The organism is Rhizobium sp. CRRU65 (assembly GCF_048551595.1).
Classification (GTDB): Bacteria; Pseudomonadota; Alphaproteobacteria; order Rhizobiales; family Rhizobiaceae; genus Rhizobium; species Rhizobium leguminosarum_J.
This window is the reverse complement of record NZ_JBLYZH010000006.1, coordinates 1-12706: the sequence shown is the minus strand read 5'-3', so window position 1 is coordinate 12706 and position 12706 is coordinate 1. Positions and strand designations below refer to the sequence as shown.

The 12706-nt window shown below is 61.0% G+C and carries 13 protein-coding genes and 2 pseudogenes; 8 read left to right on the top strand and 7 right to left on the bottom strand.

Annotation, left to right across the window (positions count from 1 at the left end; translation table 11 throughout):
• Positions 1-307: 307 nt before the first annotated feature.
• Positions 308-508 (top strand): annotated as a pseudogene (locus tag ACM5SV_RS13845) (ornithine cyclodeaminase family protein); the annotation flags it as partial.
• A gap of 9 nt (positions 509-517) precedes the next feature.
• Here ACM5SV_RS13845 and dapB read toward each other — a convergent pair.
• Positions 518-1288 (bottom strand): 4-hydroxy-tetrahydrodipicolinate reductase, encoded by a 771-nt coding sequence (gene dapB / locus ACM5SV_RS13840; RefSeq protein WP_221992391.1) that lies wholly within the window; start codon positions 1286-1288, stop codon positions 518-520.
• Between the two features lie 131 nt (positions 1289-1419).
• Positions 1420-1635: a hypothetical protein gene (locus ACM5SV_RS13835; protein ID WP_017994502.1), complete on the bottom strand. Its 216-nt coding sequence runs from the start codon at positions 1633-1635 to the stop codon at positions 1420-1422.
• 193 nt (positions 1636-1828) lie between these two features.
• Between ACM5SV_RS13835 and ACM5SV_RS13830 the strand changes: the two genes are divergently transcribed.
• The 3 genes from ACM5SV_RS13830 (at position 1829) to ACM5SV_RS13820 (ending at position 4195) form a co-directional block, all read left to right on the top strand.
• Positions 1829-2218: a VOC family protein gene (locus tag ACM5SV_RS13830; protein ID WP_012758007.1), complete on the top strand. Its 390-nt coding sequence runs from the start codon at positions 1829-1831 to the stop codon at positions 2216-2218.
• Between the two features lie 223 nt (positions 2219-2441).
• Complete coding sequence (locus ACM5SV_RS13825; RefSeq protein WP_012758006.1) at positions 2442-3446, top strand: carbon-nitrogen hydrolase family protein; 1005 nt, start codon at positions 2442-2444, stop codon at positions 3444-3446.
• A 275-nt stretch (positions 3447-3721) separates the two neighbouring features.
• Complete coding sequence (locus tag ACM5SV_RS13820; RefSeq protein ID WP_029870550.1) at positions 3722-4195, top strand: VOC family protein; 474 nt, start codon at positions 3722-3724, stop codon at positions 4193-4195.
• A gap of 79 nt (positions 4196-4274) precedes the next feature.
• Here ACM5SV_RS13820 and ACM5SV_RS13815 read toward each other — a convergent pair whose 3' ends face one another.
• Entirely contained in the window at positions 4275-4676 is a 402-nt protein-coding gene (locus tag ACM5SV_RS13815; RefSeq protein WP_012758003.1) for a GFA family protein, read from the bottom strand.
• A 106-nt stretch (positions 4677-4782) separates the two neighbouring features.
• Entirely contained in the window at positions 4783-5787 is a 1005-nt protein-coding gene (locus tag ACM5SV_RS13810) for a LysR family transcriptional regulator (RefSeq protein ID WP_221992387.1), read from the bottom strand.
• A gap of 89 nt (positions 5788-5876) precedes the next feature.
• Between ACM5SV_RS13810 and ACM5SV_RS13805 the strand changes: the two genes are divergently transcribed.
• The 3 genes from ACM5SV_RS13805 (at position 5877) to ACM5SV_RS13795 (ending at position 9231) form a co-directional block, all read left to right on the top strand.
• Positions 5877-6443 carry a YybH family protein gene (locus ACM5SV_RS13805; protein WP_221992385.1) on the top strand — a complete coding sequence of 189 codons (567 nt, stop codon included), beginning with the start codon at positions 5877-5879 and terminating at the stop codon, positions 6441-6443.
• A 170-nt stretch (positions 6444-6613) separates the two neighbouring features.
• Complete coding sequence (locus ACM5SV_RS13800; protein WP_222014104.1) at positions 6614-8494, top strand: ABC transporter ATP-binding protein; 1881 nt, start codon at positions 6614-6616, stop codon at positions 8492-8494.
• Between the two features lie 140 nt (positions 8495-8634).
• Positions 8635-9231: a demethoxyubiquinone hydroxylase family protein gene (locus ACM5SV_RS13795; protein WP_113545945.1), complete on the top strand. Its 597-nt coding sequence runs from the start codon at positions 8635-8637 to the stop codon at positions 9229-9231.
• 68 nt (positions 9232-9299) lie between these two features.
• Here ACM5SV_RS13795 and ACM5SV_RS13790 read toward each other — a convergent pair whose 3' ends face one another.
• Together ACM5SV_RS13790 and ACM5SV_RS13785 are read right to left on the bottom strand one after the other, a co-directional pair.
• On the bottom strand, positions 9300-9926 hold the full coding sequence (locus ACM5SV_RS13790) for a family 16 glycoside hydrolase (protein WP_221992447.1): 627 nt from the start codon (positions 9924-9926) through the stop codon (positions 9300-9302).
• A 241-nt stretch (positions 9927-10167) separates the two neighbouring features.
• A complete protein-coding gene (locus tag ACM5SV_RS13785) occupies positions 10168-10944 on the bottom strand; it encodes a phosphodiester glycosidase family protein (protein WP_221992383.1) in 777 nt (258 codons plus the stop codon).
• A gap of 252 nt (positions 10945-11196) precedes the next feature.
• On the opposite strand from ACM5SV_RS13785, the pseudogene ACM5SV_RS13780 reads away from it, so the two are divergent.
• Positions 11197-11580: pseudogene (locus tag ACM5SV_RS13780) on the top strand (VOC family protein).
• 41 nt (positions 11581-11621) lie between these two features.
• Here the strand turns inward: ACM5SV_RS13780 and ACM5SV_RS13775 are convergent.
• Entirely contained in the window at positions 11622-12452 is an 831-nt protein-coding gene (locus ACM5SV_RS13775) for a class I SAM-dependent methyltransferase (RefSeq protein ID WP_222014103.1), read from the bottom strand.
• Positions 12453-12706 lie beyond the last annotated feature (254 nt).

Sequence of the window (12706 nt, the reverse complement as noted above, 5' to 3'; positions counted from 1 at the left end):
CCGGCGGTGCTTACGGACATGTTACGATATAAAACTGCGTCGCTTGGTTGCTTCATGCGACGACTTCAGGAGAGGCGAGTGGGGAACGGGACGCCGACACTCCAGAGAGCCTCATCCTGAGGTGCCCCGCAGGGGCCTCGAAGGGCGAGGCGGGCGCGCTGGTGTCAGATGGATGCAAGGAGCAGCGTTGCGGCGTGTCCTTCGAGGCTTCGCCCTTTGGGCTGCGCACCTCAGGATGAGGGACGTTGGAGGATGCCGTGCCTTAGGACTGGGGCGCAGTGGTTTGCTGGGATATCACTTGGGTCGGACACCCGAACAGACGCTCGCCTATGCTTCGACCTTTTTCCTCGCCGGCTCGGGCAACGAAGATCGCATGGCTGACCTGGCCGATATCATTGCCGGAAAGGCGGCCGGTCGGGGATCGCCCGAGGATACGACCCTGTTTTGCTCCGTCGGGCTGGCCGGAACCGAGGTCGTCGTCGCCTTGGCAATCCTTGATATCTTGTAAGCCAGTTTCTCAGGCCAGCCCCAGAACATGTCCCATTGTGTATTCGCCGGGTGAGCGCCCTGCGATCCAGCGGGCGGCGGCAAGCGCGCCGCGGGCGAACATGCCGCGATCGAGAGCCGAATGGGAGAGCGTCACAACTTCCTCGGCGGCGGCAAACAGCACGCTGTGTTCGCCGACGAGCCCGCCGGCCCGCAACACGGCAAAGCCGATTTCACCGGGCGGCCGCTCGCCGGTGATGCCGTCACGCCCGCGCCGCTCGACGGATGCGAGGGAAACGCCACGGCCCTCGGCGGCGGCTTCGCCAAGCATCAGCGCCGTACCCGACGGCGCGTCGATCTTCCTGTTGTGATGGGCTTCGAGGATTTCGATATCCCAGCCATTCGCGGGAAGGGCGCGGGCGGCCTGGGCGACGAGGCCGACCAGCATGTTGACGCCGATGGAGAAATTACCGGAGCGCAGGATCGGAATCGCGCGGGCGGCCTCTGCGATCCGTTCGAGCTCATCCGGCTCGAAACCCGTCGCCCCGATCACCAGTGCAGGTCCGCCGGCGGAAGCGCACAGGCCGGCAAGTTCGGCGGCAGCACGTCCCGTCGTGAAATCCAGGATCACGTCGGCGGCCTTAATCGCGGACGAACGGTCAATCAGCCCGGCGCCTGCGGAGCCCTCGCGGCCGATGCCGCCGACGAACGCAAAATCCGGATCGGCCGCCAGCAGCGGCAGGATGGCACGACCCATGCGGCCATTCGCGCCGGCGACGGCTATTTTGATTGGTGAGGTCACGGACTTTCCTTGGCTGGCGATATTCCCGACGGACGGCTGTTTGCATCGTCATTACGCCGGCGAACGGGATCTGCAACTACCGCACTTGCGCTCCCGGCGCAAAGCAGGGATCTCTTCTGGTCGTCAGGTGCTTACCAGTTGCCGGGGTCGGCGGTGTGATCGATGCTAGCGAAGTCGTCTGCCTTTTGCCGGTCCAGCTTCACCTCCGTGGCAGCCTTCGTCTCGTCGGTGACCGAGTAGCGGTCGGGGATCGGTCCCCTTGATAGTTCCTGATACAGGAGCAAGGCGGCCTCCTCGGCAGTGTCGGCCTCGATTTCCCGAATGATTGTTACGGTGAACTTGTGCATGGCTTCGGCCCTCTCGATCGGTGCGCCGGCGTGTGCGTGGCTTGCACAGTCTGACACGAGTTTTGTGTCGATGACACTAAAACTGCTCGCTTAGAATTTGATTCATGCGACGGCTTCAGGTCTTTGTTTTTATGAATGTCGTGGTGCCAAGCCGCCGCACCGTTTTGGGCGAACTCAGCCGAGGAGATAGATCATGCGCCTGAATCAAGTAACCGTTACGATGCCTGACCTCGATGCGGGCTGGAACTTCTACTGCGCTCTCGGTCTCAAGCCCGTCGTCGACGCCCGTCCTCGCTATGCGCGCTTCGTCTGCCCGGACGGGGACAGCACCTTCTCCCTGCATCAGGGCGAAGGCGGCGGTGGCGGCACCACGGTGTATTTCGAGTGCGAGAAGCTGGACGAGACGGTCGGCAGTCTCAGCGAGGCCGGTCTTCGTTTCGTCACCGGACCGGAGGATAAGAGCTGGCTCTGGCGCGAGGCGGAGCTTTTCGACCCCGGCGGTAACCGCATCATCCTTTATTTCGCCGGATCGAACCGCACCGATCCGCCGTGGCGCGTGGATAAGGTGGACCGCCCGAAGTAGGCAGCCTCGGCGCCGGCCTATCCCGGCCATTCCCCGAATTGACGAATCGCGGTCGCCTCGGCATCTTTGTGTCGGCGTGGCCTAACGCCGAACCTCCCAGGACCTTCCCCAGCAGGGTCTTCAACCGGAGGCAAAGGGACTTTCGTCTCGGGTCGTGATCCTTGGTCCTGATGTTTCGGGCCTGTTGCTGGGGAACGATGTCCGGAACGTGAGAGGCCCTGATATGACTGAGAATGGAAATTTCAAGCGGCGGGTGCGTGCGCGCGCCGCCAAGACGGGTGAATCCTACACCGCCGCCCGCATGCATGTTCTTCCCAGGTCGGCGAACGATGCACTGCCTGAGGCAAGGCGCTTGCGTCTTGCCGTGGCCCAGACCACCCATGCCGACGATCCCCGCGATGCCGACAAGCTTCGCCAGAGCGGACAGGAGATGCGCCTGCTGATGCGGCAGGCGCGAGAGGCAGGGGCGCGGCTTATTCACTTTCCCGAAGGAACGACATCATCGCCGAACAAGCGCATCATGTCGGAAATCGGGCCAAGAGAGATCGGGCCGTCCGATTGGCGGCGGTTCGAATGGGCCGTGTTGCGTGAGGAGCTGGATACAACGCGCAAACTGGCGCACGAACTCGGCCTCTGGGCGATCATCGGCTCGGTGCATCCGCTGACGCCGCCGCACCGGCCGCACAACAGCCTTTATGTCGTCTCCGATCGCGGCGAACTGGTGACGCGCTACGACGAGCGGCTGCTGTCCAACACCAAGATCTCCTTCATGTACACGCCGGGTTCGATCCCCGTGACCTTCGAGGTCGACGGCATCCGCTTCGGCTGTGCGCTCGGCATGGAGTGCAACTTTCCTCAAATTTTCACCGAATACGAGCGGCTCGATGTCCACTGCGTGCTGTTTTCGTCCACTGGGGGGACGTCGGCCAATGATACCTCCTTCGCCGCCGAGGTGCAGGGGTATGCGGCGAGCAACAGGTACTGGGTGAGTTTCTCCATACTGGCACATCCCGGTTTAGCCGATCCGGCCTCTTCCGGGATTGTCGCTCCCGGTGGCCGGTGGGCGGCGCAATGCCCTGCGGATGGAACGGCCGCGATATCGCTCGCCGATATCGACGACAATCACGGCGATATTGCCCGGCCGTGGCGGCGCAAAGCGCTGAGCGGCCTCTACGAGCCGCACCGCGTGGCCGGCGACCCGCGCAGCGACGGGCGGGATATGTTTTAGAGCCGCGTCGCGTCGGCGGCATTCCGGTAAAGTGAATGCAGCCGATGCTATATGCACGCGCGGAACCGTGCCCACGGTTCCGCCATCTCCTCATACCCGCTTGTCCCGAAGTCCACGCATCGAACCCGACCGGTGGCAACGGTCACCGCAGGGACCTCGACCATTTAGCAGCGCCGCGCAATCGTCCGCGTGAAATCGCTCGGACTGGGCTGGAGAAAGACGGCTTGCCTCTTATTTCAGTTGGGAATTGAAACGAAGAGCGAAAGGATCACGCAATGGCAAAGAACACGATCTGTGTATGGTACGACAAAGATGCTGAGGCCGCTGCCCGCTTCTATGCCGCGACTTTTCCCGATAGCGCCGTGGGTGCCGTCATTCGGGCACCGGGAGATTATCCTGACGGCAAGCAGGGAGACGTCCTGGTTGTTGAATTCACCGTTGCGGGCATTCCTTGCATCGGCCTGAACGGCGGTCCTGCGTTCAAACACAACGAAGCCTTCTCATTTCAGATCGCAACGGACACTCAGGAAGAAACCGATCGCTATTGGAACGCGATCGTCGGCAATGGTGGCCAGGAAAGTGAGTGCGGCTGGTGCAAAGACAAGTGGGGAGTGTCCTGGCAGATTACGCCGCGCGTCCTCTCCGAAGCGCTCTCGGCAGGCGGTGGCCAGGCAAAGCGTGCTTTTGACGCGATGATGACCATGAGGAAGATCGACATTGCGGCGATCGAGGCCGCCAGGCGCGGCTGAGGTAGCCTTGCGCAGAACGATCTTTTACCAGGGCTCGCATCTGGCGCGATCCGGCCGTGTGGCGATCTTCGCAGTCGGCTCAGAACCAGAGATCGCGCACGCAGCGCCCCTTGGATGGAAGGTCTTCAAACGTGTCCAGGCCGTCGAAATGATCGATAGGCAGATGCTGAACGAGATCCGGCGGCGCAAGCCGCATGTTGACGGCCATGCGCCGGCGGCCATCCTTTGGAAGCCGCAGGCCGCGCCAGCTCAAGACACAGGCGCAGGATGGGCAAAACAATATTTCGAGAGACGGCTCGTCCCTGTCGGCGCGGGCGTAGGAGGCGGTCTCACCGGTGAGAGCGATGCGCTCACCTTCGTAATCATAGGCCCATAGCGTACCGTAGCGTCGGCAGAGCGTGCAGTTGCAGGCGGTGATCGAGCCCGGATCACCTTCGAGTGTCCAGCTTGCCTTGCCGCAATGACATGAGCCCGTCAGCATGAGCGTCGGTTCGATCCTGCTCTCTGTTCAAGGATGGCATCCTGCCTCAATCGCGCGATGACCGCAATTGGGCGATCCAGGCGCCAGGTCTTATGCTATCGGCGGCTCAAGTGCCTGCCTTTCTCCGGGCCGGACGACTTCCGCTGTGAGCTCGGGTTTTATCTATCGCGTTATCCATGGATGCCTGCAGGAGTCTTACCAGCCAGGCCACGCCTTCGTCACGTATTGCCGCCTTTGGCGCAGTCGCGTTTATGGCGAAGCGTCCGAGTGGCAGGGGAGGATTGACGCTGACGACGCCGAACCGCGCGGCATGGATTTCGACGAAACGACGTGGCAAGGCGGAGATAAAGTCGGTTTCCGCAAGCACGGCGAGCGCGAACATGAAGTTCGGGACAGTCAGCGCCACCCGCCTGGAGCATCCATGGCTGGCCAACACATTGTCGACAAAGCCATGTGTATCGCCCAGATGCGAGACCACCAGGTGCCGCATCGCGCAGTAGGTGGCCAGCGTCTGATCTATCAGAAAAGGGTGACCCTGACGCGCAGCGATGACGAAATCCTCCTCGTAGAGCAGCAGGCTCGCAAAACGGACTGGAAACTCGGCCTGGGGAATGATGGCGATGTCCATGTCACGGGCTTCCACTGCGGCCAGCGCATCGCGCCAAGCCAGATCAGGCGATGGCTCGCCCTGTCTCGGCAGCAATTGCCGGATGCTGATTGCGATGCCGGGAGCGGACTTGGCCAACAGGTCGAGCAATGGCGGTAAAAATACAGACGAAACGCCATCGGGCGCGCCGATCGTAAATCGTCGCTGAGAGTGGGCCGGATCGAATGGCTCCGCTGTCGCCACCACGCTGCGAACGCGCGCCAATATATCGGCGATGGGTGCCGCAAGTTCTTCGGCCCGATCTGTCGGAACGACGCCCTTCGGTGTTTTAAGAAAAAGCGGGTCACCCAGCAGCATGCGCAGCCGGCTAAGGCCGTGACTGATCGCGGATGGCGAGAGGTTCAACCGCTGCCCCGAACGGCCGACATGGCGCTCCTCCATGACAGTCTCGAACAACACGAGCAGGTTGAGGTCGATTCTGGAAAGATCAATTTGGTTCAGCATATTACTGAAATCATATCATTGGATTCATTATCCTGAAAGTGGGAGATAACAACCATTCCGGTACGGCCGGTCACCAATAGGAAGATCCGATGTCCCTTTTCAAAGGCAAAACGGCGCGCGGCGACAAGTCCGTGCAAGAGGCCGCAACCCTTTCCCGGCGAGCTGCCCTGGCAATGGCGGTCGCGGCAACAGGGCGCGCCGCGCATGCCGCTCCGGCATCCGATGCGGCATTGCTTGGCATCATCCGTCGCACAGAACAACAGGCGGCGGCTTTCATGGCCGGCGACATGACACGGTGGGCGAGCCTCATCCGGCTCGACGACGATTTCACCCTGATGCAGCCTTTCGGTGGTTCCGCCAGCCATGGCTTCGACGACAGTCCCGAGCGTCTGGCCGAGCTCGCCCGGTTCTTCCGTAACGGCGGTGGAACCCTGGAGGTGGAAAAGTCCTATGTCAGCGGCGACCTGATCGTCCTGGTGATGATCGAGCGCCAGCATGGTGAGGTTGGCAGCCTGCCGGACCAGAACTGGTCGCTGCGCGTCACTCAGGTCTATCGCCGGCATGGATCAGATTGGCGGCTCGCCCACCGTCATGCCGACCCCCTGGTTAGGAAGATCTCGCTGGAACAGGCCGCAGCCCTGGCCCGAGCCGAATGATGTCCGTCCGGATTTGAAAACGATCGACTTGCCGTGGACCGGGCTCTCGCGGCAACGCCCCTTTCATAGATTTTCTGAAATTTATAATTGAGATTGCAGTCTGGAGATGGTTTTCTGCGACCTTGCGTAGCTGAGTCCACGCCTCCTCCCGATTTTAATCCGAGTGGCCCATGTCGATTTCAGATGCGATCTATCGTCCTTTCGAAAGCCTGATCCGGCCGCTCGATATTCCCTACCGGCCACTGCCGTCCAAGGGGCCGGTGGCAGTGCTCCTGCATTTCATCTCGATGTTTCGCGGCGTGCTGATTGTGGTGACGCTTTGCACCATGGCGAACGAGGCCATGAATCTAAGCATTGTCTGGGGGCTGTCGGTCATCGTCGACGGTGTTACGCAACAGGGTGCATCCGCTTTCCTGGCGAGTGAATGGCCGCTGCTGACCTTCCTCGGCCTGCTGCTCTTTCCGGCCATGCCGATCGCCTCGTTCCTCGTCAACACGCTGACTTCGCATACGCTCGGCATCGGCATGCCGGCCGCCATCCAGTGGCAGGGCCACAAGGCGGTGGAGCGGCAGGATCTCGGCTTCTTCCATGATCTCTACGCCGGCCAGGTCGCCTCGCGCCTGCAGCAGGTGGCCTCTGCTGTCCAGCAGCAGCTCATTTCCGCCTTCCAGTCCATTCCACGCTTCGTGATGCAGATGGTGGGCTCCGTGATCCTACTCAGCGCCTTGTCCTGGCAACTCGCCGTGCCGACCGTCATCTGGATCACGCTCAACGTCCTGCTCGCCGTCAGGCTGGCACCGATCTTTACCGAGCGCGCTCGCCGCTCCGCCAAGCGGCGCAGCCTGATCGCCGGCGCCATCACCGATCTCTACACCAACATGCAGATGGTCAAGCAGTTCGCCGCTGAAGACAGCGAGGCGGGCACCATCCGCGGTACTATCGGCAAGTCGATCGAGACGCAGCAAAGCGAACAACGCATTTATCGCACAGCCGAGCTGACGGTCGTCGTCCTCAACGTGCTGCACTGGCTGTCCATTCTGTCGATCGGCTTTACCGGCCTCGTCGAGGGGTTCGTGACGATCGGCGAATTTACCGGCGCCGTCTATGTCCTCCAACGGCTGTCCGGCCACACCTTCACCTTCCTGCAAATGGGCCAACAGATCTTCCAGGCGATCGGCACGATCAAGGATGCCATGCCTGTTATGACGACACCGCCCACTATCACCGACCGGACGGATGCGAAGAACCTCGTGGTCGAGCGTGGTGAAATCCGTTTCGAAAATGTCGGCTTCGCCTACAAGTCCGGCAAGCCTGTTATCGATGACCTGTCGCTGACGGTTCGGCCCGGCGAAAAGGTCGGGCTCGTCGGCCTCTCCGGTGCCGGCAAGACGACGCTGGTGAGCCTGCTGCTGCGTTTTTACGACATAGAGGATGGTGCGATCTTCATCGACGGGCAGGATATCCGCGCCGTCACCCAGGCGAGCCTGCGCCGCTCCATCGGGGTCATCGCGCAGGACGTCGCGCTGCTGCACCGTTCGGTCGGCGACAATATCCGTTACGGCCGGCCTGAGGCGACGAAGGACGAGATCGAAGCGGTGGCGAAGATTGCGAGTGCCGATGTCTTCATCGCCGATCTTTCCGACGGCGAAGGCCGCAAGGGCTACGAGGCCTTCGTCGGCGACCGCGGCATCAAACTGTCAGGCGGCCAGCGCCAGCGCGTAGCCATCGCCCGCGTTCTCCTGAAGGACGCGCCGATCCTGGTGCTCGACGAGGCGACCTCCGCCCTCGACAGCGAATCCGAAGCCGCCATCCAGGAAAGGCTCAACCTCGTCATGGAGGGAAAGACGGTGATCGCCATCGCCCACCGGCTGTCGACCATCGCCAGAATGGACCGGATCGTCGTGATCGATCACGGGCGCATCGTGGAGGAGGGCAGGCCGGATGAACTGGTCGAACAAGACGGCTTGTTCGCGCGCCTATGGAAACGCCAGACCGGTGGTTTCATTCCTGAAGATATCGATGAGCCCTTGCCGGCCTCGCCTGCGACCTGAGTGGCTGGTCCTCACGTAAACCGGGATAACATCAGCGGACTAGAAGCAGGCGGCCGGGACCTTCTCCATCGCCGCGCCCCTTGACGATGGCGGCGACCGTCCTGCTTATTGCCGGCAAGGGAATCGGGGGCAGGCTGGTCATGATGAATCCGTCGAGCAGGTCGGGCAGGCGCGACCCCGATGTCACCATCCGTCGTATCCTGAAGGTCAACCATGCGGGCGAGTTCGGTGCTATCAGAATTTATGGCGCCCAGATCCTGGTGGCCCGGCGGCTGTTCCCCGACATCGTGCCGGCGCTTGAAGAGATGCGTCGGGACGAGATCGACCATTGCCGCCTTTTTCGCGAGGCGATGCCTGCAAGGAGCGCCAAGCCCTGCCGTGTCATGTCATTCTGGAGCCTCGGCGGTTCTGCCCTCGGCTTTCTGACGGCGCTTGGCGGGCGCAACATGATCTGGATTTGCACCGAGGCGGTCGAAAGCACGGTCCATCGCCATCTCGAAGACCAGCTGGCTTTCCTTCCGCAGCGCGATCCCGGGCTTCATGCCCTCATCGCGTCGATCCAGGAACAGGAACTGGCGCATCTCAGGACGGCCGAAAACAGCCAGAAAGGGCGGGGCCTCAGCCACGCCCTGCTCTTGCCCGTCGTTGGTGCCCTTACCGATTTAATGATCTGGCTCTCCACATGGGGAGATTCGAGTTGGATGCGCGCCGAAATGGTGCGTGCGGGGAGGAGCTAGCTTTGTGGAGGACGGCGGCTTCCGCTGCCGGGTCTTGCTGTGATCGGATGACGGCTGGCTCACATGAATTAGGAACTTATCCTCAAGTTTGAGAAATAGGCCTGCGTTCCGATGTCGACGAACAGGCCGATGCGGCCGGCCGAAGGCGGTGACTTGGCCTTCGTTATCTCCAGAACCGTCTCGCCGTTTACGGACGCGGCGACGTGTTCATCCTGAATCCGAAGTGTCAACTCTATCCATTCGCCGGGTCTGATATCGGCTCCGGCCTCATAGCGTCCGTCTGGATATTCCTCGCGCAGACGCTCGAACCGCCAATCAGGATAGGAGAAATACTGGACGGCCCGACGCGAGCGCGGAGGATTAGGCTCAAGCCGGAGACCATTCAGAGGCCTTAGGTAAACGGCTTCGAATCCGATTTCGGTTATGCGATAGGCGACCCCGGCGAATGCTCTTGCGTAGTCGGGCGCATCTGCTCGGAGCTCGCCCAGGATGTCGACCGAAATCTCGCCGTTCTCAAACTCGATCGGCAGTTCGAGAAACGTCGGCATGTCGATGTAGTCGATATTCGGGGTGCCTCTGGCCGTGCGCTCATCGAACGTCACGCTCAGAGCCGTCCGTCCGACCTTGTCTGCCGTCGCGACCTCGACTGATCTTGCTTTGGAACCCTGTGGCACCGTGGCGAGAACAAGGAGCATCGAAGCTGGATCACTCACACTCATCTCCTCCTGAGGACTTCCAATCGATCAGCCGATCGACGTTAGAATCGCCGCGCAAAGAAAGACATAGGATCGTAGCGATTGCCGCAATTGATTTTCAATGCGCCTCTTCCAGATTTTGTTTGCATATCGGGCGGAACAGCGGCCGCTCCGCGTCCGGCCAGATCCAAAGGCCCGCTGACGGGATCGCGGGCTTTGATGAAGACGACTCCCTCATGCGCTATTCGACAAGCCCAAAGATAGGGCCGTAGCCGCCGTGCCAGGACCAGTCGTTACGGCCCATTTCAGGATTGTAAAGTCCGACGCCTCGTCCGCCGTCGAGAAACAAGGCATCAGGGCATTTCAGGTGGTCGCGGAAGAGGCGTGCGAAATCGTGGAAATTCACCCCGTCTTCGCTGATCGCGAAACGAACAGTGCCACGCTCGCAGACGCCGACACCGCTGCGGCGGGTCCGGTCCGTCGAGCCGACGATGAAGATCGGGTTCAGTTTGTTAGCGATGACAAGCACCGGGCCGGATTGCGTGGCGAACCGCACTTTGGGCCGACGCTTCAGAAATTCATCGGTCGGGAGTATGCCGGCGCTTGCTTCACCCAGAAAGAACTCGCCGTTCGGCTTCTTATAGAAATTCGGCACCTGACCGGTGGAGCTTTCGACCTTTGTCGTATTGGCGGGGTTCAATTCCCTGCCGTTTTCGACATAAAGTCCCATCGGCGAAAAATCCGCCCGGTACATACCGGCGTTGACGGCAAAAATCAGTGTTCGCCCCTCAGCGCGAACGGCTTCGGCTAGGCTTGAAAAAGCGCGATATGGCGCGCCATCGGCATTCTTCCAGAACAATCGCAGGTCGGCTTTACCTGGTTCAAGCGTACAGACAACGTATTTTGCCTCTTCGAAGCTTTCCTGCTCACACGGTTGCGCATGCGCCGGATGCGGGTATGTCATCGTTGCTGCCAGCATGATGGCCGCGGCGAGTATGCCATGTTTGAGATGGGTCATTGGTGCAGGACTCTCGTTCATATATCGCCAATGAAGCGTTTATCTATGAGATTGCAATAGTTTGGTGCGGCGAGTGGGGAGGGGTTTCGAGCTCGCAGGTAGCAAAGAGATCCACTATCGCCGCCCTAGTTAGTTTTCGACCTGCTGCAGCGATCCGCTAATTTTTCGCATGACCTCAATCGAGTGTTCTTTTTATGTTCTCATGTTTGCAATGTGAATTCACCCGATCTTGGAGCAGCAAAAGTGAAGACCATGCGTGTCTACGCAACCGTCGGCGCAATCGATTCCGTCAAATCGAATGGCTTTTATGACGCGACCTTGGCAACGATCGGGTGGAGCAAACATGGGGAATTTCCCGGATGGAGCGCCTATTCCGAAGGCGGGAAGGGTGACGGTTTCGTTCTATGGGTTTGCACGCCGTTCAACGGCGAACCGGCGAGCGCCGGAAATGGCTCGATGGTTGCTTTCATGGCCAAGTCCCGCGCCTAGGTGGATGCTTTTTACGATGCTGCCGTGACCAGCGGCGGAACGGACGAAGGCGCACCTGGTTTACGTCCGCACTACGGGCCGAACTGGTATTCCGCTTACGTGCGTGACCCCGCCGGAAACAAGATTGCTGTCGTCTACGATAGCTGAGGCCAGCTCGATTGCCCCAACTCGACGTCTCGGGGATTTCCCTATTTCCCGGCGAAAATGACGTGGGGACCGGCGCTGCGATCCGGCGCATCCCGAGGCAGGCCGAAGAAGCGTCTTGCCATTTCGGTCGGGCCGATATCCTCCAGGGATGTGAAGCCCAGGCTCAGCAATCGGTTCGCAAGGTCCTCGGGATCGAAATGCGTCAGCCATGGCTCGCCGGCTGCAGCCGTGCGCGCTCCCATTTCCGCGACGCGAGCGCGGCGTTCGGGCGAATAGTTTTCGAGGGGCTCACTGTAGTCGAAGACGATGGATGCACTCGGCAGGCCGGCGACGAAGCGCAACAGCGTAAAGACCGACGCCTCCCTGAGATATGGCACGACGCCAAGCCAGATGAAGGAGGACGGTGCCTCGGGCTCGAAGCCGGAATCGACGAGACGCGTTTTCAAATCCTCATGTTCGAAATCGACGGGAACGAATGTCGGCAGGCTTTGCGTCAGTCCGGTCTCGCTGAGCCGCATCTGCTTCCAGCTCTGCGTGGCGGGATGATCGACTTCGAAGACCTTCAGGCCGGCATGGGGATTGCGCAGTGCAAAGGTGTCGAGCCCGGCGCCGAGGATGACGGCTTGCCTGTCGCCCCTTGCGACGGAGAGGCCAAGGCAATCTTCGGCATATCGGCTTCGCACCGCCATGAAAAGGCGAAAGGATCGCGTGGCGGGGTCTTGCGCTTTCAGATCGGCCTCGGCGCAGGCCGCCTCGCCGAGGATGCGGCGGGCATAGGGGTCTGAGAAGATGGCACCGCCATCCACGCTCTGGTGCGCCGCTCGATAGGCTGCCGCACCCATCGCGGTGCGGCTTGGTTCGGATGCTCGCATGAAGGCCTCTTTCTCTGTAAATGTTTTGCAGTGCCCGGACGCGGTTCGGCGTTGGAGATGTCGCAGTTTCGTTCCGACTTCCGTTGCGCCATCGCTCTCGCAGCGCCGGAGCTCAAGAGAGCCTCACCCTTGTACGTTGCCGTTGCTGTATAAAGGGGCTGTGCGGCGGGGATGCGTGTCATCCTTGGGTCTTGAACTCGTACCTCAGCAAGCATCTCCGTCGCCATGTCTTCGCTCGAACGGTTGGTTGGGCT